Consider the following 22,046-nt stretch of genomic DNA (forward strand, 5'->3'; position numbering starts at 1 on the left):
TCCCCCGCGTAAGACCTGAATGGATGGCGCTTCCGCCCCGCTACTTCTTCGGCTCGTCGAAGTTCAGCGGCGGTGGCAAGTCGATCTGCGGGATTTCGATCTTGACCTTGTCGAGATCCACCTTGCTCGGCGCGTCCAGCAGCCCCGTGACCGTGATCGGGAATGCGATCACCAGCGCGACCATGATCAACTGCAGGCCGATCCAGGGCATCGCGCCCCAATAGATATCCGAGCTCTTGACCTCCTTGGGCGCAACCCCGCGCAGATAGAACAGCGCGAACCCAAACGGCGGATGCAGGAACGAGGTCTGCATGTTCACGCACAGCATGACGCCGAACCAGATCAGCGCGGCCTCGGCGCCGACCACCGGCGCCAGGATCTTCTGCGCGATCGGGGCGATCATCGGCAGGATGATGAAGGCGATCTCGAAGAAGTCGAGGAAGAACGCCAGGAAGAAGATGAAGAGATTGATGAAGATCAGGAAGCCCCACACCCCGCCCGGCAGCGAAGTCAGGAGATGCTCGAGCCAAACCCCGCCATTACAGCCGAGGAACACGACCGAGAAACAGGTCGAACCGATCAGGATGAATGTCACCATGCAGGTGATGCGCATGGTGGTCTCATAGCCCTGCCGGATCAGGCTGCGCAGGTCGGGGATCTTGATCGCTTCGATGCAGACCCACGCCAAGGCCAGATAGGCCACCGCGAAGCTGATCTTGAAGACGAGATTTTCGGCGACGAAGATGCCGACCATGGTGCCGATGCCGCCGGCGATCACGCCCAGGATCAGGAGCTTGCGTCCGGTCGAGCTGAAATCCTTGTGGTGAATGACCGCGAGCACGATGGCGCCGACCGCGCCCATGGCGCCGGCTTCGGTCGGCGTTGCAAGGCCCAGCATCATGGTGCCGAGCACCACGAAGATCAGCACCGCAGACGGAATGATGCCCAGCAGGCATTTGCGCCACAGCGGCCAGCCGGTCAGCGTGCGCGCTTCCTTCGGCACCGGCGGCACGTGGTCGGGCTTGATGAGGCCGAGCACGAAGGTGTAGCCGGCGAACAGCACGATCTGGAACACCGAGGGGCCCCAGGCGCCGAGATACATGTCGCCGACCGACTTGCCGAGCTGGTCGGCCAGCACGATCAACACCAGCGAGGGCGGCACCAGCTGCGTGATGGTGCCGGAGGCCGCCAGCACGCCGGTGATGTAGCGCATGTTGTAGCCGTAGCGGATCATCACCGGCATCGAGATCAGCGCCATGGCGATGACCTGCGCCGCCACGGTGCCCGTGATCGCCCCCAGGATGAACCCGACGATGATGACGGAGTAGCCGAGCCCGCCCCGGATCGGGCCAAACAGCTGCCCCATCGAGTCCAGCATGTCCTCCGCAAGCCCGCAGCGTTCCAGGACGGAGCCCATGAAGGTGAAGAACGGGATCGCCAGCAGCAGGTCGTTCGCCAGCACGTTGCCGTAGACGCGCTCGGGAATGGCCTCGAGGAAGCTGAGGCCAAAGAAACCTTCGTGGATCGCCAGGAAGCCGAACGACAAGCCCACCGCCGCCAGGGTGAATGCGACGGGGTAGCCGATCAGCATCGCCAGCACCAAGCCGCCGAACATCAGCGGCGGCATCATCTCGACTGTGATCATTGGGTCGGCCGCTCGTATTTGGCATCGATGGTCAGCTCGCCGCGCAGTGCGGCGATACGCTTGATGACCTCGGAGACGCCCTGCAGCGCCACCATGAAGAAGCCGGCCGGCAGCACCGCCTTGATCGGCCAGCGCAGCAATCCGCCCGCATTGCCGGAATATTCACCGATTTCGTAAGCGTTGTAGAACAACGGCCAGGACAGGTAGGCGAGCAGCAGGCAGACCGGGATCAGGAAAAACAACGTACCGATAAGATCGAGCCAGAGCTGGCCGCGTTCGGAGAGCATGAGGTAGAAGATTTCGACCCGGACATGCTCATTGCGCTTGAACGTATAGGACGCGCCGAGCATCACGATGATCGCAAACATGTACCATTGCGCCTCCAGCCAGCCGTTGGAGCTGTAGCTGAAGGCGTAGCGGATCATCGCGTTCACGGCGCTGACGAGGCAAGCCCCGAGCACCAGCACGTTGCAGATGTTGCCGACCTTCTCGTTCAGCTGGTCAATCGCGGCGCTCAACGCCAGCAATGCGCGCATAGCCCCTCCCCCTCGCCACAACTCGGACGACGGGCAAGCGCGTCAACATCAAGCGCACGCCTGGTCTCGGCAATACAGTACCGTACTGCTACGGTGCCTGCCCCCGTCCGGCTCCCGCCCATCTTGACGACGCCCGAAGCGCCGTAGGCCTATTCGAGCCGCGGACAAGGAGTGGCGCTCCATCGCAAAGCGACGCGGTCAGGTCAATCGAAAAGTAGACAAACTGTCGCAACCGGGGGCGCCGTGGTGCCGGGATGTTCAATGCCACCCCTGCCACCTTCACGCATGGCGGCAGCGGAAAGACGGTGGCGCGGGCGAACGCATGCATCGCCGAGCTCCAGGCCTCTATCGCCGATCGGCAACGGCTGGCGGATCGCGACGTTCGCCATCAGCATGGGCAGGCGCAGCCGCCCCATGCCGAACCCTCCACATCCATACGGACGCCTTGCACATCGATGCACTTAAAGATTGCCTTAGATCAAACAGACGTGCAGGAGCGACTGCTATCGAAAAAGCGTGCGATCGAACGGCGACGAGATGAGATGCCCCCTGTAAAGGAAGCACAACATGCCAATCTATGCGAAATGTTATGCTTGTCTCTGCACGCAGTGCGGCTACAGCTGGGAGCAACTGGGACAGCCAGGCGGGTGTGCTAATCCAAAGTGTGCAGGGCGACAGGTTACCTATCGCGAAATCCCCTGCCCGAAAAGCGTAGAGCAGACAGCGCGTGGCGATGGGGACAAGGATGCGCCGTGGTATTCTTGTCTGTGTACGCAATGCAACCACAGTTGGGAGCAACAAGGCACGCCCGATAGATGTCTCAATCTCCGGTGCGCCGGGAGCCAGGTCATCTACCGAGAAATTCAAAAGCCCGGTCTCGCCTCCTCCACGTCTCAGCCATGAAGGCGCGCTGAAATTCCTTCGCCGAAGCCTCCATTTCTGCAGACGTTCGCGACCTGGGGCGGCGGCGTATTCTGCGCCGGCAGCTCACAAAGCTGGGCGCGTCTCATATCGGTGACATGAATGCAGTCCAACATTGTCGCCGTAAATCCGATGCCGATGCGCTAGACGTTCCCGCAATCCCTGCCCTCTCAGGCCGACGGGCTTCAGCGCCTCCGCGCCGCTGCCGCCACATGAGATCACCTTGCGGTTCCACGCCGCGCGGCGACCGACAAGATTCCGCACCACCTAACCTTCAGCCGACGATCAAGCCGTAGAAGGCGCCGGTCCAGGCAGCGAGAGCAACCAAGATCAATCCCGGGACGACGCGAAGAGCAAACGAAAGTCCGCCGCTCGTGGCGGCAAGCACGATCTTGCTGATCGTATTCGTCGAAAGCCCGGCCAGAATGGGCAGGATCGCGTCAGATCCTGTGATCTTCCCTGACGCAACAAGCGAAGCGACCGAGACCGCAGCGGAGTGTGTATCAGCGAAACCAGCAATGGCTGCGGCGATGATGATGCCATTCTCGCCGAACCGATCCTGCAGCGCGGCGCACGCGACGAGAATGATGGAAAGGGTCAATGCAAACACGAATGCCGTCCAAAGACTGAACGCGCGGCCCCCCTGCAATTCCGCGTCAGTCCTCTGTCGCAGCGCCAGCACGGTGAATGCCGCGCCGTAGACGGTGGCAGCCATACCGGCGCATATCAGAGACACTGCCAGGGATAGAAGGGTCGCCATGCTTGTGACGGCCAAAACGAGTGCCATCTGGATGATCGTTGCTATTGTTGACAATACGGCGCCCGAAGCTGCAGCGGCGATCACTTCCTTTGCCTTGGCAGCACGAGCGCCCATTGCGGCGATGGTTGCTGTGCTCGAAATGAAGCCTGAGGCGAGGCCGGCGATCGGAAGTCCAAATCTGGCGCCCATCATACGTACTACGACATAGCCCACGGCGCTGATCGCCATAATCAGTATGACGACAATCCAAATCGAGTGCGGATTTAGTGCACCGTATGGTCCCGAAGGACGGTCGGGTACGAGCGGCAGGACGACAAGCGTCGCTGCCGCGAAAATCAGGGCGTCTTGCAGTTCGGCTTCCGTGAGAATGTTGCCGACGAACTGATGAAGCCGAGATTTGGCGGCGAGGAGAACAGCGATGACGACCCCGATGCCTCCAGCCAGCGCGGGGCGTTGCATCGCAAGGCCACCTAGCAGGACGGTTGCCGTCAGTGCGATCTCGGTGGTAAGCCCAGGATCATCTCCATGCCCGCGCCAATAGGCGACTGCGATCAGGGCGATTGCGCCCGCAGTCGCAATCGCGAATAGCATCTGACCGCCGACAAGGAAGCTGATAGCACCAGCAAGCGATGTGACGGCGAACGTTCGTAATCCGGCTGGGGAACGCGACGGGCCAGCACCTTTACGGCGTTCTCGCTCGGCACCGATCAACAGGCCGATCCCGAGTGCGACGGCTAGGTTGAGGATCACGGGATCGACGAAGCTCATTCTTCCCTCCGCTTTTCCGACATATGCCGACGCCGAAAGGCAGAAGACGCGTGCGTATCACAAGAACGCCCTCTGAGGAATTGCCATCCTCTCGATCCGGATCAGACGCCGCCGGATGCCTAGCTCACTGGCTAAACGTCATACGCGATAGCCTTTCCTCGCAAGGGGTGGGACCGCGCCGCCGGCTTCGCAAAGCCCAACGCAACGTCCAAGGATGTGTGCAGGCCTCCAGGCACGGCGGGATTTCGGGGATTTCGGTGACAGTGCATTTAACTCAAGCGCCATCGCGCTCAACGATCCTCCGGCTCGGCCGGTTTCGGGCCGCGCTTGCCGGCTTTGAGCACGCGTCCGGTCAGCTTCTCGATGCGGGCGAGGAAGCGGTCGCTACCGACCGGCCGGCCGATGCTCTCGGCGGCACGCAGACGGCCGAACAGATCATCCTCGTCCTCCGGAGCGCTGCCCAGCAGCCCGGCGACATCCGGAAAAATCTCCCTCACCGCCGCGCGAGCGGTCACGCCGTCGTCCCTGCCGCGCAGATGCGCGCGCGTGCTCGACCATCGCCAATCCTGCGCGCGCTCGACCAGCCGCGCCCGCACCGGATTGAGACTGACATAGCGCAGCGCCGCCGCGAGATGCGCTTGATCCATCGCCACGGCGCCGAACCGTCCCTGCCAGAAATGCCCGCTGCGCTTGCGGCGAGCCTGGACGATCCCGGCATAGGCGCGATGCACGCGCGACAGCGCCCGGCGCAAGCCGTCGGCGTCCGACGGCACCAGGATCAGGTGCACATGGTTCGGCATCAGACACCACGCCCACACTTCCACGTCGGCCGCGAGGCAATGGGTCGCAAGCAGGTCGCGATAAAGCGCGTAGTCGTCATCGCCGAAGAAGGTCCTCGCCCGCCCATTGCCACGCTGGGTGACATGGTGCGGCAGACCGGGAACGACGACACGGGCAAGGCGGGCCATGACGCATTCTGCGCTCTCGGATCACCGATGTCAATTAAATGCACTGTCACCGTAATTACGTAATTAGATTATCTCTTGGTCAAACTGGACGATTTGACCTTCAACGCGCCGATCTACGCCAACTTCTTCGAAAGCGCAGAGACCTACGCCCTGATCGGGTCCCACAGCCGCAAGCCCAACGGCGGCGGAGCGAGGGAATTACCGTATTTCATTCGAGTGGTGCAGAGCGGCACGTGCCCGAGTAGGACCCAATCAAAGTATCCCCACACCGGAATCGGCTTGCGGTTCCCTCCTACGCGGCGTAGCTTTCCACCATAGGTCGTCCGTTCGAAAGCAATCCGTCGGGTTCAGCCAAGCGGGAGAGAGCGATGGCGGACCAGGTCCCGTGGCACCTTTCCGGTGACTATTTCGAGAATTGTAGTTGCAGCCTCGTCTGTCCGTGTCTCGTGTCGGCGGCGCCGCCGCTGACGGCGCGGCCGACCGAGGGCTATTGCGGCGTGCCATTGGTCTTCCACATCGAAAGCGGCCGCTATGGCGAAGTCGCGCTAGATGGGCTCAACGTCTTTGTCGTCCTCCATGCGCCCGGTGTCATGGCCGAGGGGAATTGGTCGCAGGCCACCTATATCGATGAGCGCGCCGACGATGCGCAGACCCAGGCGCTCACCGCGATCTTCAGCGGTGAGGCCGGCGGTCCCATGGCGGCGTTCACGCCCCTGATCAGCAAGAACCTGGGTGTGAGCAAGGCTCCGATCACATTCCAGATCAACGGCAAGACGCGGTCCGCCGAAATTCCCGGCATTCTGCACATGTCGGTCGATCCGTTGCCGACCATGCATCCGAGCGGGGAAATGTGGGTGAACATCGGCCACCCCGTCGCCCCCGACCGAATGGTGATGGCGGTCGGCGCCGCCGGCAACACGTTCAGCGATCATGGCATGCGCTGGGACAATTCCGGCAAGAACGGCCTCTACGCGCCGATCAGTTGGTCCAACCAGGCCTGACACGGCCGGCAACATCCAATCGCACATGAGTGACACCGCCCTGGAAACCGTGCTGCGGCGCGATCGCTGGATCGTCGGCGGCGCGATCGCCCTCATTGCCGCGCTGGCGTGGGCCTATGTGCTGTGGCTCGCCAATGACATGGACATGGGCGGCATGGACATGACCGGGTTCCGCATGATCCCGGCCGGGATCGGAATCATGCTGCCGGCCGATGCGCCGTGGCGCGCCATCGAATTCGCCTATGTGTTCCTGATGTGGGCGGTGATGATGGTGGGAATGATGGCGCCCTCCGCAGCGCCGATGATCCTGATGTACGCCCGTGAGGGTCGGCACGGGAAGGCGCAGGGCAAGCCGTTCGCTGCGACCGGCTGGTTTGCGGCCGGCTACCTGCTGGCCTGGAGCGGCTTTTCGCTGGCAGCAACCGTTCTCCAATGGGCCATCGAGCGGGCCGCCCTGCTGGATTCCCGCATGGTGCTCGCCAGCAGCCTGCTCGGCGGGGTTCTGCTGATTGCGGCGGGCGTCTATCAATGGACTCCGCTTAAGGACATCTGTCTGGCCCAATGCCAGTCGCCATTTCTGTTCCTGATGCGGCATGGTGGCTTTCGCAGTGATCCCAGCGGCTGCCTGCTGCTGGGACTTCGGCACGGTGGCTATTGTGTCGGCTGCTGCTGGGTCCTGATGGTGCTGTTGTTCGTCGGCGGGGTGATGAACGTGCTGTGGATCGCGCTTTTGGCCCTGCTTGTGCTGTTGGAGAAACTCACACCGGTCGGACGCTGGATCGCGCGTGCCGCCGGGATCGTATCTGTCGCTGCCGGCGCCTGGCTGCTGCTGTCCTTGGCGTGACGTTCAGCGGTCATCTGCCCCTCAGAAGAACTCTGCTGGCATCGGCGGTCACACCGCAGTTCGTCAACCGACCTGCCTGGCGCCAGCAGGCCGGGAACTACGGCCGTTTGGGCGAGTTGCAGCAGCGTGGAGAGGATCGTTGGATGAGCGACAGTTCCGCTGATCGCTTGTCCTCCATTCGGCATCGTTTGAACAGAGAGGCGACAATGAAAGCACCCCTTCTTCTTGCTGGCGCAGTGATCATCGGATGCGCCGCCCCCGCAATGGCAGATGAGTACTACGTCGTGCAAGGACCCAGCCATCACTGCACGATCACCACCACGCGCCCGGCGGACAAGGAAATCGTGACGCAGATCGGACCCATGGCCTTCACCAGCCGCGTGGAAGCCGAGGACCGCATCAAGCAGACCAAGGTCTGCGAAGACGAAGGCACCGTGGGCAGCAGCAGCACGACGGTCATCAAGGAGAAGTAGTCGACGGCGTCATTTCAATCGAGCTCCGGCGACATGAGGTCGCGCCGATTACTATCGGCGCGACCTTGTTGTTCGCAACCGACGCCACGGTTCGGCTTCGTCGGGAATGGCCGATCGGACTCAAGGGCTGCACATTGCAAGGGATACCGCACTCATTCCTGCCCGTCGGGCGACTCGCCCCGGCTGAGCAGACGCGCGAATGCGCGATCCGGCTCATTTCCTGCCAATCGAGGAGCGATTGAGGCCTAAATCGACCCGCGCCGAAAAACTCGTTTCGCGAGCCGGTTCAAAACGATCACCCTTGTCCAGTCCCCTCACGAAAAATATCCCTCTTTCGCTTTATCAGAAATTGTGATTTCATTCGCTCGTCCCGCCTCGCTGAGGGGTGTATCGCGATCGTCACGGACGCTGAGCGCGGGATGCGGTGGGTGTGTCGGGTTGCAGCGCGAGCATTCGCGCGGACGAACGACTCCGGCACGCACGGTCAAGTCGCGCGGTCCTGATACCCCGACGCTGGTATCACCTGCGCAACGCGCCTAGCGCGTTGTCGCAGCATGGTGGCCAACAAGCCCGGCGCACCAAGGAGAACGCGAAGCAGCCGTTAAAGCCATCGTGCAGGGAATGCCGGGATGTCTCGGCTGGACCTGTGGTGACTGCCGCCTGCTTTCTTTCTGCAGGCGGGCCATGGGTGCGGCCAGCTCCCGGCATTCCCTGCTCCTCTTCCTAAAGAGGAGGTCCATCATTCAGAGCTCGGACGCAATACGCGCCGCGAGAGCGCGACGTCATGTCGGAAAAGCCACGTGGAGCATGGCATGGTGCAATGCGGAGAACATCGAACGCGGCAGCGAACGCGCTGTCCCGCCGCGATCGATGGCGGTACGACTGCCTCGCTCCGGCTGTCCTCCGCGCAACGCGCGGGGCGCTCCGGGGCCCGCTTGCGGGGCCGCTCTCTCGAGAAAGGGTGCTTTCCGCCCCCTAGCCTCTCACTTTACCACTCCCAAGCAAGGCTTTGACGGGGCGTCAATTTCTCTTTTTTCCGATTGACGGGACCAGTGGCCGCTGAAATGGTGCGCCCGATTTTCACGCCTGCCGGGCCGGATAGGGCCGCTGCGCGACATCCGCAGCCAGAAGTGCAGCGCGAGAGGAAAGCGGCATGGAGGAGGACCGGCGTTGCAGTCGCTGCTGAAATTGAGCCGTGGGATCGATGCGTTCACAACCTGGGTCGGGAAGCGGCTTGCCTGGTTGATCCTGCTCGCCGTCATCGTATCCGCCGTCAACGCCATCGTCCGCAAGGTGTTCGACACCTCCTCGAATGCCTGGCTCGAGCTGCAATGGGTGCTGTTCAGCGTCGTGTTCCTGCTGTGCGCGCCCTGGACCCTGCTCGATAACGAACACATCCGCATTGACATCGTGAACAACATGATGCCGAAACGCGTCCGCGACGTCATCGACATCGTCGGCCACGTGTTCTTCCTTTTGCCGCTCACGATCGTCATGATCGTCACCAGCGTGCCGTTCTTCCTGAACTCGTACGGGATCAACGAGCAGTCCAGCAACGCCGGCGGACTGCCGCAATGGCCGGCGAAATCGCTGATCATGATCGGCTTCGCTTTCCTGCTGGTGCAGGGCATCTCCGAGCTGATCAAGCGCATCGCCGTCATGCGCGGACTGATTCCTGATCCGCATGCGTCGAAGGCGCACGGGATCGAGGCCGAGGTCGAGCACCTCGTCGAGGCGATCGAGAAGAAATGAGCGCCGGGCGGCGGGGGGATTAGATGGAAGCGTTTCTGATTGCCAACCTGGCGCCCATCATGTTCGGGTCGCTGGTCGTGGTATTGCTGCTCGGCTATCCGGCGGCATTCTCGCTCGGCGCGGTCGGCCTGTTCTACGCGCTGGTCGGCATCGGGCTCGGCGAGTTCCGGCCTGACTTCCTGCAGGCCCTGCCCGAGCGCGTCTACGGCGTGATGAACAACGACACGCTGCTGGCGATCCCGTTCTTCACCTTCATGGGCCTGGTGCTGGAGCGCTCCGGCATGGCCGAGGACCTGCTCGATACTATCGGGCAGCTGTTCGGCACGGTGCGCGGCGGCCTCGCCTATGCCGTGGTGTTCGTCGGAGCGCTGCTTGCGGCGACCACCGGCGTGGTCGCAGCCTCCGTGATCTCGATGGGCCTGATCTCGCTGCCGATCATGCTGCGCTACGGCTACGACCGGCGGCTCGCCGCCGGCATCATCGCCGCCTCCGGCACGCTGGCCCAGATTATCCCGCCCTCGCTGGTCCTGATCGTGATGGCCGACCAACTCGGCCGCTCGGTCGGCGACATGTACGAAGGCGCCTTCATCCCCGGCCTCGTGCTGTCCGGCCTCTATGCCGGCTGGGCCTTCATCTCCAGTATGATCTTCCCGAAATCGGCCCCCGGGCTGCCGAAGGAAGCGATCGGCTATCGCGAGGACAATGGCAGCCGCGGCCTGACCTCGCTCGGCCTGCTGTTCCTGGCGAGCTGCGTGTTCGGCTGGTACATGTTGCGCGGCTCGGACTATCACGGCGCCGACTTCGTCGTGCTGTCGATGTTCTCCGGCATCGTGTTCGCCTTCGTGGTCGCGGTCGTCAACTGGGTCATCGACCGTCTGACCGGCTTCCGCTTCCTGTCGAAGATGGCGCAGCAGACCACCTTCGTGATGGTGCCGCCGCTGTTCCTGATCTTCCTGGTGCTCGGCACCATCTTCATCGGCCTCGCCACTCCGACCGAAGGCGGCGCCATGGGCGCGGCCGGCGCCATCATCCTCGGGGCGATGAAGCGGCGCCTGAGCTTCGACCTGATCCGCCAGGCGGTGGAATCCACCGCCAAGCTGTCGGCCTTCGTGGTCTTCATCCTGGTCGGCGCGCGCGTGTTCTCGCTGACCTTCTACGGCGTCAACGGCCATGTCTGGGTCGAGAGCCTGCTCACCTCGCTGCCGGGCGGCCAGATCGGCTTCCTGATCTTCGTCAACCTGTTCACGTTCGTGCTGGCCTTCTTCCTCGATTTCTTCGAGCTCGCCTTCATCGTGATCCCGCTGCTCGGGCCGGCCGCCGAGCATCTCGGCATCGACCTGATCTGGTTCGGCGTGATCCTGGGCGTGAACGTGCAGACCTCGTTCATGCATCCGCCGTTCGGCTTCTCACTGTTCTACTTGCGCTCGGTGGCGCCGAAGGAGCCATACATCGATCGCGTCACCGGCAAGAGGATGGAGCCGGTGACCACCGGCCAGATCTATTGGGGCGCGGTGCCGTTCGTGGTGATCCAGCTGATCATGGTGCTGCTGGTGATCCTGTTCCCGTCGATGGTCATGCACTACAAAGGCGCGGCTTCGACCGTCGATCCGAACTCGATCAAAATCGAGATCCCCCAGATCGACGCGCCGCCCTTGGACTTCGGCCCGCCGAAGTTCTGACGGGCTGGATTCAAACATGCGATACCCCCGGCGTACCGCGCCGGGGTTCTGTTTTGACTTCGATCCGAGCGTCAGCTCTGCGAATTGCGAGCCATGAAGGCGTCGTAGTTGAGCTCGGCGACCTGGAACCAGGCATAGCCGTTACTCGCGAAGTTTGTCAGGGACTCATAGGTCTTCTTGAAATCGGCATTGCTGGCGGCCACCTCGTTGTGCAGCTCGCGCGCCGCCTTGAGGCACGCCTGCATGATCTCGGGCGAGAAGCCGTGCAGCTTGGCCCCGTTGGCCAACAGTCGCCGCAGCGCCGGCGGATTGGCCTGGTCGTACTTCGCCATCATCCAGTTGTTGGCGTAGTGACCGGCCTGCTCGAGGACATTTTGGTAGTGCTTTGGCAGCGCATTCCAACGATCGAGATTGACGAAGGCCAGCAGCATCGGCCCGCCTTCCCACCAGCCCGGATAGTAGTAATGCGGCGCGACCTTGTAGAAGCCGAGCTTCTCGTCATCATAGGGACCGACCCATTCGGCCGCGTCGATCGTCCCCTTCTCCAATGCCGGATAGATGTCGCCGCCGGCGATCTGCTGCGGCACGGCACCGAGCTTCTGCATGACGCGCCCGGCAAAGCCGCCGATGCGGAATTTCAGGCCCTTGAGGTCATTGACGCTGGTCAGCTCCTTACGAAACCAGCCGCCCATCTGGCATCCGGTATTGCCGGCAAGCAGCGATACGACATTATACTTCTTATAGAACTCGTTGAGGATCTCCCTGCCCCCGCCCAGCATATACCAGGCCTGGTTGATTCGCATGTTCGGACCGAACGGGACCGACGAGCCGAAAGTGAAGGTCGGGTCCTTGCCGAAGTAGTAGTAGGAGGCAGTGTGGCCGATCTCGACCGTACCGTTCTGTACCGCATCGAGCACCTGCAGCCCCGGCACGATTTCGCCGGCGGCAAACGGCTGGATCTGGAATTTGTTGTCGGTGGCTTCGCCGACCATTTTGACCATCATATCGGCGCCGCCATAGAGCGTGTCGAGCGATTTCGGCCAGCTCGTCGGCATGCGCCACCTGATCTCGGGCATCGATTGCGCGATCGCCGGCGCAGCGAGCGCGGCAGCACCGGCCGCGCCAAGTCCGCTGACCTTGATGAAATCCCTTCGCTTCATGCTGTCCTCCCTCTTGGACGATGATGTGTCTTCGTTTTTTCTAGCCTTCGTGCGAGGCCTTTTGCGCGTCGACCATTCCGATGACGACACGTAGAGATCAGTCTGGAACATTCACCGACAGGGTGCCATGCGAAAACTATCCCGCAACGCAAAAACCAGCCTCTGAGCACTGGTCTGTCGAGGCGGGAGGAGCAGCAAGAGGAGTTGGTCGTACCGACGGAGAGGGATTAGTTCGCCAGATGACCTGCGCTCGCCGGCGCATCGCCAGCCAGCCGAAAGCGCAGCGTGAACTGCGCTCCGCCTTGCGGCAGGTTCTCGACCGCGATCGTCGCAGCATGGTCGTCGACGACCCCGCGCACGATGGACAGTCCGAGTCCTGCCCCGTCCGTGTGACGATGGTCGCCGCGCCAGAAGCGCTGGAAGATCAGCGCCTGCTCGGACGGCCTGATGCCCGGGCCGCAATCGCGCACGCGCACCGAGCCGTCCCCGGACACCTCGATGTCCACCGTCGTTTTCGGCGCGGTGTATTTGATGGCGTTTTCCGCCAGATTGAAGATCGCCCGTTGCAGCAGATCGGCATTGCCGCGGATCATGACCGGCTCTTCGGTCCCTTTGAGCGCAATCTCCTTGCCTTGCGCAAGCGCATACGGCGCGATCGCCGCGACCACGTCGGCGCAGACCGTCCGCAATTCGGCAGTCTCGGCGGGATCGACGACCAGCGTGTCGAGCTCAGCAATCTCCAGGAGCTGGCTGACAATGCGACTCATGCCCTCGATGTCTGCGAGCAGCTCCTTGGTGCCGGTGCGATCCCCGAGCGTTTCTATTCGGGTGCGCAGCACCGCAAGTGGCGTGCGCAGTTGGTGCGCAGCATCTGCAGTAAACTGGCGTTGCACCCGAAACCCGTCCTGCAGGCGATCGAGCGCACGGTTCACGGCCGTGACCAGCGGCACGATCTCACTGGGCATCTGTTCGGTCGGCAACCTGATGTCCGTGCGCGACGGTCCGATATGGCTGGCCTTCTCGGAGGCGCGCAGCAGCGGCGCAATGGCCCGGCGGAAGATCAGGATGTCGATCGCGAGCACCGCGAGCAACGTCGGAATCGTGATCCATCCTACCCGCCGAAAGAAGTTGGCGGCGATATCGTCGGTGATGACATCGCGATGGGCGAGGTCCTCAGCGACCTGGATCGTCAGGCTTCGACCGCCGATGCTCTTGCTGACGCTCGCTCCCGAGATCGAACCGGAGGAATGCGCGCGCGGCGGCAGGATGGCGGCCCCGCTTTTTCGAGAGGAGAACAGCACCTGCCCGGTTTCGTCGAGAACATCGTAGCCGTAGCGGCCATAGGCTTCGGAATAGAGATCCTTCTGGCTTTCGGAGAGATTGAGACTGACGCTGCCGTCCGCCGCTGCGGCGAGACGATCGGCCAGCGCCTCGGCCTGGCTGTGCATCACGCTTCGCTGCAACTGGTCGATCTCGGAAGTCAGCAGCCAGAACAGGATCAAGGGCAGCACGATGGCGGCCACCGTGATCACCAGGATGTGCAGCAGCACGATACGCGAGATCAGCGATTTGAAGCGCACCCTATTTCTCCTCGGACATCAGATAGCCGACGCCCCTGATGGTATGGATCACGATCTTCGCGCCATACTCCCCCAGTTGCTTGCGCAAACGCGAGACATAGACCTCGACGGCGTTCGATCCGACCTCCCCGGACAGTCCGAACAGATGGTCCTCGACGTTCTTCTTCGGCACCACCCGCCCCTGCCGCCGCAGCAGGATTTCCAGCACCGATGTCTCCCGCGCCGACAGGGTGCGAGGCACACCGTCGACGAAGATCTGCCGGCTCTCGGTGTCGTAGACGAGATTGCCGAGAGCGAGCGAACGGCCGAGCAACTGGCCCGGACGACGGAGAATTGCTTCCAACCGCGCGACCAATTCCTCCAACGCGAATGGCTTCGCCAAATAATCGTCGGCGCCGCGGCGCAGTCCTGCGACTCGATCCTGCACACCGCCGCGTGCCGTCAGCACGATCACCGGCAACGGATCGGCCCGTCGCCTCAGTTCGGCCAGGACCGCCAGGCCGTCATCATCGGGCAGACCGAGATCGAGAATCATCGCAGCGTAGTTCACGTCTCGGAGCGCGTCTCGCGCCTCGGCAGCCGAGTTGACCCTGTCGACGTCATAGCCCGCGGCAACGAGCCCTTTCGCTACAAGCTCAGAGAGCTCGACATTATCTTCGACGATCAGAAGACGCATCACGATACTCCCGCGCATCAATCAGCGCCACCACACGCCCATCCAGGCGCAGCACGAGTCCTGCCGCAGCACAAGCCCGACGCCAAGCGCAAATTCTTCGAAAGGCCGTTATTTGAGCACCGCGCCAGGCAAGCGTTCGCTCGTCACGGCTCTTGTAAGGTTGGCGTCAGCTTGCCTTGATAACAGGAACCGTAGTTGTCGGCAGGACAGCGTTGCCGCCCGAGCGCGCGCAGACCTTGCATCCAACAGTTCGTCCAACGGCCGGGGGGCCGCCAACAGCATGACTCCAGTCCGTATCAGATATACGGGTTACGCAGCAGCAGCGGTCCTTGCGCTCGCGCTGACCGGATGGTTCGTGCTGCACTCCGAAGGCCGGTCGGCCGACGCGCCGGCCGTCATGACGGCCCAGCCGGATGTCAACGTCGTAGATCAGTCGGTCGAGATCACCGAGCATCAAGCCGGATCGTTCAAGGTCCTACCAGCCGAGACCAGATCATTTCGCATCACCAAGAACGCCGTCGGTTCGATCGATTTCAACCAGAACATGCTAGTGCAGGTTTTCACGCCCAACCCTGGCAAGATCGTCGATACGTTCTTCAACATCGGCGACGAGGTGAAAAAGGGAGAGACCCTGTTCACCATCGACAGCCCGGATCTGCTGCAGACCGAATCCACCCTGCTGGCCAGCGCCGGCGTGCTGGCGCTGCAGACGCGGACGCTCGCGCGCGTGAAGCAGCTGCTGCAGACCGGCGGCGGAGCGCAGAAGGACGTTGATCAGGCGACGTCCGACCAGCAGACGGCGGAAGGCAACTATAAGGCCGCGCGCAACGCGGTGCGCATCTTCGGGAAAACGGACACCGAGATCGACCGTATCCTAGCGGATCGCAAGGTCGATTCCATCCTGATCGTACCGAGCCCAATCAACGGACGGATCGTGGCCCGTACCGCCGCCCCCGGCTTCTATGCACAGCCCGGCACCGCACCCGCGCCTTACACGCTCGCCGATCTCTCCACCATGTGGATGATCGCCAACGTGATCGAGATCGACGCACCCGCATACCGGCTCGGTCAGCCCGTCGAAGTAACGGTGCCGGCCTACCCGACCGAGATCTTTCGCGGCCACGTGACGACGCTTGGCCTCAACATCGATCCGACCACGCACCGCCAGCTTGTCCGCTCAATAATCGAGGACCCCGAGCACAAGCTGCGCGCAGGCATGCTCGCGAGCTTCACGATCGAGACCGAACAGCCAAGCCAGTCCGTCGCAGTCCCATCCGAGGCAGTGGTGCGCGAAGGCGACGGCACCATGACGGTTTGGGTCTCCGCCGATCATCGGCGTTTCGTGCGCCGAACCGTCAAGACCGGGCTCGAGCAAGACGGATGGCGCCAGATTGTGGAAGGCCTGGCTGCGGGCGAAGAGGTCGCGTCGACCGGCGCGATCTTTCTCAGCAACAAACTGGCCATGGCCGCGGCCGGGGCGTCCTGACGCGACGCCCCTCACATCCAACGAACAGTAGCCGGTCGTGGTCAAAAGCATCATCCAGTTCGGTCTGACGCGCAGCGCCATCGTCGTGCTGGGCCTGCTGGTATTTTGTGCCGCCGGCGTCGCCGCCTTCGTCAAGCTGAATATCGAAGCCTATCCCAATCCGGCTCCGGTAATCCTGGAGATCACGGCGCAGGCGCCCGGCCTTTCGGCCGAAGAAATGGAGAAGTATTACACCATCCCCATGGAAGTCGGGCTTTATCCGACGCCCGGCGTCGCCAATATCCGCTCGACCTCGTTCTATGGGCTGTCCTTCGTCCGCGTCACCTTCAAATATGGTGTCGATTACTATTTCGCGCTGACGCAGACCGCCAACAGCATCCAGCAGAATATTCAGCTGCCGGGCAATCTGGTTCCGACCATCCAGCAGTCGAGCCTGGTCGGCGAAATCTACCGCTATCAGCTGATCGGACCGCCCAATTTCGGGCTGACCAACCTGCGGACCCTGCAGGATTACGTTGTCGCCAGGCGCCTGATGACCATTCCAGGCGTGGTCCAGATCAACTCCTGGGGCGGCACCACCAAGCAGTTCAATGTCGATGCGGATCTCCAGAAGCTCGAAGCCTATAACATCACCGTGCCGCAGCTCATCTCGGCGCTCGGCAATGCCAACGTCAATGTCGGCGGGCGCGAAATCGCGATCGGCCAGCAGTCGGTGAACATCCGCGGGATCGGCCTGATCGATTCCGGCGGCGCCGACGACGTCACCAAGGGCTATCACGTCCAGGACATCGAGAACATCGTGCTGACCCAATCGGGCGGGCTGCCGATCCAGATCAAGGACGTCGCCACGGTCTCGGTCGGCTATGTGCCGCGGCTCGGCATCGCCGGCAAGGACAAGGACGACGACATCGCCGCAGCGATCGTGGTGATGGGCCGCACGCAGCACACCAACGACATCATCCCGAAAGTACAAGCCGAAGTCGAGAAACTCAACAGTGACGGCACGCTACCGCCGGGCGTCAGGGTCGTGCCCTATTACGATCGCAGCTCGCTCGTAGGCGTCACCACGCACACGGTACTGCACAACCTGGTGTTCGGCTGCATCCTGGTGTTCGCCATCCAATGGATCTTCCTGGGCGATCTCAGGAGCGCTTTGATCGTCTCCGCGAACATTCCCTTTGCACTGTTCTTCGCCATCATCATCCTGGTGTTGCGCAACGAGGACGCCAATCTGCTGTCGCTCGGTGCGGTCGATTTCGGCATCATCGTCGATTCCGCCGTCATCATGATGGAAAACATCTTTCGGAATCTGCAGTCGAGCCCGCAAGCACGCCAGATCACACTCCAGCGGCTCTCGGAAGGCTATTGGGGCCCCGATCCGACGCTGGCGACCCACGGCCATCCGGCTGCGAGCCACTGGAGCGAACGGCTGCGCATGATCTTCGTCAGCGCGCTGCAGGTCGACAAGGCGGTCTTCTTCACGGCCGCCATCACCGTCACGGCTTTCGTGCCGCTGTTCACGATGCAAGGCGTCGAGGGTCAGATCTTCGGGCCGATGGCGCGTACTTACGGCTATGCGCTGGCAGGCGCACTGCTCGCAACCTTCACGGTCACACCCGTGCTTGCCTCACTGCTGCTGCCCGGGCGCATCGAGGAAGTCGAGACGATGATCGTGCGGGGGCTGCGCGGGCTCTACAGCCCGGTACTCAACTGGTCGCTCGCCCATGTCAGGTTCGCGGTAGCGGGCGGACTGATCTTCCTCGGCCTGAGCGGGCTCGCGGCGAGTCGCCTCGGCAGCGAGTTCCTACCGGCGTTAGAGGAAGGTAATTTCTGGATTCGCGCCTCGATGCCGCCGACGATCTCGCTCGATGCCGGCACTAAGGCGACCCGCAAGATGCGGGAGATCCTTCTCCGGCACCCGGAGATCATCACCGTGGTGTCGCAGCATGGCCGCCCCGACAACGGCAGCGACGCCTCGCCTTTCTCCAACGTCGAGCTGTTCGCGCCGATCAAGCCGTTCGACCAATGGCCACCTGGACTGACGAAAGAGAAGCTCACCGAGGAGCTGCAGCGGGAATTCGAGGCCGAGCTGCCCGGCATCAGCTTCAACTTCTCCCAATATATTCAGGACAATGTCGAGGAGGCGCTCTCGGGCGTCAAGGGGGCCAACTCGGTCAAGATCGTCGGCCCCAATCTGCAGGTGCTGGAAGAGACTGCGGCAAAGGTGATGGAAGAGATGGCCAAGGTCCGCGGCGTCGCCGATCTCGGCATCTTCCACCTCGTCGGCCAACCGAACCTCAACATCAAGGTCAATCGCGAAAAGGCTGCGCGTTACGGGCTGAACACCGGTGATGTCACCACCGTGGTACAGGCGGCACTCGGCGGTACCAATGCGACGACGGTGCTGGAGGGGGACCGCAGCTTCGCCGTCGCAGTCCGACTCGATGCGAAATTCCGCAAGAGCATCGATGCGGTCAAGGACATCAAGGTCGCTTATGCGACGCCATCCGGCACCAACGCCTACATCCCGCTTTCCGAACTCGCCGATATCTCGCTCGATACCGGCGCGCTCTTCATCTATCGCGAGCTCAGCCAACGCTACATCCCGATCAAGTTCAGCGTCAGAGGGCGCGATCTCGGCAGTACCGTCAAGGAAGCTCAAGAACGGGTGACGCAGGCCGTGCAGCTTCCGAGCGGCTACCGCATCGTCTGGTCAGGCGAGTTCGACAATCTGGAGGCGGCAAAAGCTCGCCTCATCATCGTAGTGCCGATTACCCTGCTGCTGATCTTCGTGCTGCTCTACGGCCTGTTCAATTCGCTGCGTGACAGCCTGCTGGCGCTCGCCGGCATTCCGTTCGCGATCGGCGGCGGCCTGATCGCGCTCTATTTCGCCGACCTTGATTTCTCCATTTCGGCGGCGATCGGCTTCATCTCGTTGTTCGGCGTCGCCGTCATGGACGGTATCCTCAACATCACCTATTTCCGAGAACTGCGGGCCACCGGCCTCAGCGTGGCGGAGGCCGTATTTCGCGGCTCTGAGCAACGGATGCGGCCGATGCTGATGACAGCACTGTCGGCCGGTGTCGGCCTGTTTCCGGCGGCGCTCTCACACGGGATCGGCAGTCAGGTGCAGAGACCGCTCGCCACCGTCGTTGTCGGCGGCATGTTCATCGGCCCCGCCCTGTTGTTGATCGTTGCGCCGGCGTTGCGGCGCATCTTCCTGGCGCATGACCATACGGTCGCAAATGTCGATGACGTGACCACCACGCCCCCGGCACCCGCGGAATAGGGAGTCCGGACCAATGCGCGCCATTGTCGTTCCGCTTCGGTTTGGCCTCGCACGCAGGACCCGCAAGGCGCGGCTGCATCTGGCAGCCACCGCGGCGGCTGGACTGATGCTCGCAAGTTGTGCTGTCGGCCCTGATTTCACTCCGCCTCCCGCTCCCGATGTAACCGGATATACGCCGGAGCCGCTGACCTCGCCGCGTACGGATCGCGAAGGACCGCGCGTCCCAGGGCAACGATTCATTCCCCGTGCCCAGATTCCGGTGCGGTGGTGGGCGGCGTTTCGCTCCCAACCGCTCAATGCGCTCATCCGGCAATCGATCGAGCACAATCCGACGCTTGCATCGGCCGATGCCGCGATCCGTATCGCGAACGAGAATGCGCTGGCCCAGCGCGGCCTGTTCTATCCACAGGTCGGCGCAAACTATAATGTGGCGGACCAGCAGTCGTCCAACATGGCCACCCAGCAGGGCCCGGGCGATCCGCCGCAGTCGCGCTATACCCTGCATACCGCACAGCTGACGATCAGCTTCGTGCCCGACATATGGGGACAGAATCTGCGCTCGGTCGAAAGTCTCGATGCGCTCACCGATCAGGCGCAATTCCAGCTCGAGGCGGCCTATCTGACGCTCACCGCCAATGTGGTGACTGCGGCGATCCAGGAAGCCTCGTTACGCGGACAGATTGCGGCCACAGAGCACATCATCAAGATCGAACGCGACATCCTCGGTATCCTGCAGAGCCAGTTCAAGGCAGGTCAGGCCGCGCAGGTGGACGTCCTGACCCAGGAGACGGCACTGGCGCAGGTCGAACAGACCTTGCCGCCGCTGCAGAAGCAGCTCGCAATCCAGCGCGATCTCTTGACCGCTCTGGCCGGACAATTCTCCGCGAATGAGATTCTCGAGAAGTTCGATCTCGAACACTTGTCGTTGCCGCGAAATCTGCCGGTGAGCCTGCCCGCAGCGCTCGTCGCGCAACGGCCGGACATCAAGGCCGCCGAGGCCAACCTGCATTCCACGAGCGCGCTGGTCGGGGTCGCCATCGCGGCCAGGCTTCCCAACATCACGTTATCGGGCAATCCCGGCAGCAGCGCATTCAAGGCGGCCGAGTTGCTCACGCCAGGCACGCTGTTCTACACGGTCGCGGGTAGCGCCACCTCCACCGTGTTCGACGGCTTCACGCTCTACCACCGCCAGAAATCGAGCGAAGCAGCGCTCGATCAGGCCGGCGCACTGTACCGCCAGGCCGTGATCACCGCACTGCAGAACGTCGCTGACGGCCTGCGCAGCCTTCAGGCAGACGCTCGCGCGGTTCAGGCCGCGATCAAGGCCGAGAATAGCGCCAAGGCGACGCTCGACATCATCCAGAAGCAGCTCGCGCTGGGACAGATCACTCAGGTGACCGTGCTGAATGCGCAGCAGGCCTATCTGAACACTGCGATCGCCCGCGTCCAGGCTGAGGCGACGCGACTATCCGATACTGCGGCGCTGTTCATGGCGCTCGGCGGCAGCTGGCCAGCCGCGTGCACCACACCGGTCTGGCGTGACTGCGTATTGACCGAAGCGATGGCGGGGTCGGTGCGGGCCGTGGACGCCAGTATCAGATGATGACGGCACACTGCCGGGCCAAGGGCACCGCCCCGGTGCCGATAGGCGCGCATCTGCGCATGTCGGCGGGTCTCAAGGGAAGCGGCCCCCAAAGGTCGCCTACAGATATTTCGCGATCAGCTTGAAATCCTTTAACATGGCCTGCGCCTGAGACTTTCTCCCAGACGCGCTCAACCTCCGCTCAAGGCTGTGGCTGATATGATCGTGGATGAGCGCCTTCTTCGCGTTCTCGATCGCCCCCTCGACGGCCTGCAGTTGCTGAGCGATCTTGCCACATGGACTGCCCTGCTCGACCATAGCGATGATGCTTTCAAGATGGCCGCGCGCCCGCCGCAGACGGCGGGCGATCGCGGCGTGTGGCTGATCTGGCATGCGGTCTCTTCTCCTCGTTGGAGGATAGCAGGTGATCCTCCCCCCAGGATAGCGGATGTCGTCGACTCGATGCTTGACTTAGGCCGGGACCGAGCCTATGTGCGCCAACGCAGTTGCGCGCACGTTCGGGCTCGTCGCTGTATTTCAAACCCAACGAAGAGATCATGGGCAGTACCTGCTTTGGCAGCGCCAGACCGGTTGTTTCGATCGGAGCCTCGCTGCCGCCACATCATGAGATCGATCGCGACGGCGGCAGCCGCGCGCGGGCTGGCGGTCGCACCTAGGTGACCGCTTTCCGCTCCCTTCCTGCCGCGTCAGCCGCGGTCAAGGAGGTGAGCGATGTTTACGAAAGTCCCCAAATTTCAGATGCTTCCATCCCGCCGCCGGCTGCGGGATGCGATCATGCCGGCAAACGACAACTGTCGGCCCGCATGTCAACGCGCGGCGCGTCCGCGCCCCCGGCTCATCTGTCGCTGGTCGGTGCCCGAGGGGAGCAATCGCCCTATTTGTGCTTGGGCGGTGGACGCCTCCGA

General features: G+C 62.7%; 17 protein-coding genes and 1 pseudogene. 9 read left to right on the forward strand and 9 right to left on the reverse strand.

Going from position 1 to position 22,046, the window contains the following annotated elements; translation table 11 throughout:
* Window positions 1–40 precede the first annotated feature (40 nt).
* The 5 genes from QX071_RS26815 to QX071_RS26835 form a co-directional block, all read right to left on the reverse strand.
* Window positions 41–1,645 (reverse strand): TRAP transporter large permease subunit, encoded by a 1,605-nt coding sequence (locus tag QX071_RS26815; protein WP_315705209.1) that lies wholly within the window; start codon window positions 1,643–1,645, stop codon window positions 41–43.
* Window positions 1,642–2,181 (reverse strand): TRAP transporter small permease subunit, encoded by a 540-nt coding sequence (locus QX071_RS26820; protein ID WP_315705208.1) that lies wholly within the window; start codon window positions 2,179–2,181, stop codon window positions 1,642–1,644. Before QX071_RS26820 ends, QX071_RS26815 begins: the two co-directional genes overlap by 4 nt.
* Before the next feature lie 203 nt (window positions 2,182–2,384).
* Window positions 2,385–2,597, reverse strand: a complete 213-nt coding sequence (locus tag QX071_RS26825) for a hypothetical protein (RefSeq protein ID WP_315705207.1) — start codon at window positions 2,595–2,597, stop codon at window positions 2,385–2,387.
* A gap of 779 nt (window positions 2,598–3,376) precedes the next feature.
* Complete coding sequence (locus tag QX071_RS26830; RefSeq protein ID WP_315705206.1) at window positions 3,377–4,630, reverse strand: MgtC/SapB family protein; 1,254 nt, start codon at window positions 4,628–4,630, stop codon at window positions 3,377–3,379.
* Window positions 4,631–4,920: 290 nt separating this feature from the next.
* Complete coding sequence (locus tag QX071_RS26835) at window positions 4,921–5,598, reverse strand: transposase (protein ID WP_315705205.1); 678 nt, start codon at window positions 5,596–5,598, stop codon at window positions 4,921–4,923.
* A 66-nt stretch (window positions 5,599–5,664) separates the two neighbouring features.
* Between QX071_RS26835 and QX071_RS26840 the strand changes: the two are divergent.
* The 6 genes and pseudogenes from QX071_RS26840 to QX071_RS26865 all read left to right on the forward strand — a co-directional run.
* Window positions 5,665–5,781 (forward strand): annotated as a pseudogene (locus QX071_RS26840) (DUF736 family protein); the annotation flags it as partial.
* A gap of 185 nt (window positions 5,782–5,966) precedes the next feature.
* On the forward strand, window positions 5,967–6,599 hold the full coding sequence (locus QX071_RS26845; RefSeq protein WP_315705204.1) for a DUF1326 domain-containing protein: 633 nt from the start codon (window positions 5,967–5,969) through the stop codon (window positions 6,597–6,599).
* Window positions 6,600–6,624: 25 nt separating this feature from the next.
* Window positions 6,625–7,443 (forward strand): DUF2182 domain-containing protein, encoded by an 819-nt coding sequence (locus QX071_RS26850; RefSeq protein WP_315705203.1) that lies wholly within the window; start codon window positions 6,625–6,627, stop codon window positions 7,441–7,443.
* A 206-nt stretch (window positions 7,444–7,649) separates the two neighbouring features.
* Complete coding sequence (locus QX071_RS26855; RefSeq protein ID WP_315705472.1) at window positions 7,650–7,916, forward strand: hypothetical protein; 267 nt, start codon at window positions 7,650–7,652, stop codon at window positions 7,914–7,916.
* A gap of 1,170 nt (window positions 7,917–9,086) precedes the next feature.
* The gene (locus QX071_RS26860) at window positions 9,087–9,668 is read left to right on the forward strand and encodes a TRAP transporter small permease subunit (protein WP_315705202.1); all 582 of its coding nucleotides are present in this window, start codon (window positions 9,087–9,089) and stop codon (window positions 9,666–9,668) included.
* Window positions 9,669–9,691: 23 nt separating this feature from the next.
* Window positions 9,692–11,347: a TRAP transporter large permease subunit gene (locus tag QX071_RS26865; protein ID WP_315705201.1), complete on the forward strand. Its 1,656-nt coding sequence runs from the start codon at window positions 9,692–9,694 to the stop codon at window positions 11,345–11,347.
* A 71-nt stretch (window positions 11,348–11,418) separates the two neighbouring features.
* Here QX071_RS26865 and QX071_RS26870 read toward each other — a convergent pair whose 3' ends face one another.
* The 3 genes from QX071_RS26870 to QX071_RS26880 all read right to left on the reverse strand — a co-directional run bounded on the left by QX071_RS26870 (window position 11,419) and on the right by QX071_RS26880 (window position 14,763).
* Window positions 11,419–12,507, reverse strand: coding sequence for a TRAP transporter substrate-binding protein (locus QX071_RS26870; protein ID WP_315705200.1), 1,089 nt, complete (start codon window positions 12,505–12,507; stop codon window positions 11,419–11,421).
* Window positions 12,508–12,734: 227 nt separating this feature from the next.
* Window positions 12,735–14,087, reverse strand: coding sequence for a HAMP domain-containing sensor histidine kinase (locus tag QX071_RS26875; RefSeq protein WP_315705199.1), 1,353 nt, complete (start codon window positions 14,085–14,087; stop codon window positions 12,735–12,737).
* A 1-nt stretch (window position 14,088) separates the two neighbouring features.
* Entirely contained in the window at window positions 14,089–14,763 is a 675-nt protein-coding gene (locus QX071_RS26880) for a response regulator transcription factor (RefSeq protein WP_315705197.1), read from the reverse strand.
* 280 nt (window positions 14,764–15,043) lie between these two features.
* On the opposite strand from QX071_RS26880, the gene QX071_RS26885 reads away from it, so the two are divergent.
* The 3 genes from QX071_RS26885 to QX071_RS26895 are packed head-to-tail and all read left to right on the forward strand — an operon-like array spanning window position 15,044 to window position 21,141.
* Window positions 15,044–16,249 (forward strand): efflux RND transporter periplasmic adaptor subunit, encoded by a 1,206-nt coding sequence (locus QX071_RS26885; protein ID WP_315705196.1) that lies wholly within the window; start codon window positions 15,044–15,046, stop codon window positions 16,247–16,249.
* 37 nt (window positions 16,250–16,286) lie between these two features.
* A complete protein-coding gene (locus QX071_RS26890) occupies window positions 16,287–19,538 on the forward strand; it encodes an efflux RND transporter permease subunit (protein WP_315705195.1) in 3,252 nt (1,083 codons plus the stop codon).
* Window positions 19,539–19,551: 13 nt separating this feature from the next.
* On the forward strand, window positions 19,552–21,141 hold the full coding sequence (locus QX071_RS26895) for an efflux transporter outer membrane subunit (RefSeq protein WP_315705194.1): 1,590 nt from the start codon (window positions 19,552–19,554) through the stop codon (window positions 21,139–21,141).
* 99 nt (window positions 21,142–21,240) lie between these two features.
* Here QX071_RS26895 and QX071_RS26900 read toward each other — a convergent pair whose 3' ends face one another.
* On the reverse strand, window positions 21,241–21,513 hold the full coding sequence (locus QX071_RS26900) for a metal-sensing transcriptional repressor (RefSeq protein ID WP_315705193.1): 273 nt from the start codon (window positions 21,511–21,513) through the stop codon (window positions 21,241–21,243).
* Window positions 21,514–22,046: the final 533 nt, after the last annotated feature.

Origin of the sequence: Bradyrhizobium sp. SZCCHNS1022 (genome assembly GCF_032484835.1) — a bacterium.
Classification (GTDB): Bacteria; Pseudomonadota; Alphaproteobacteria; order Rhizobiales; family Xanthobacteraceae; genus Bradyrhizobium.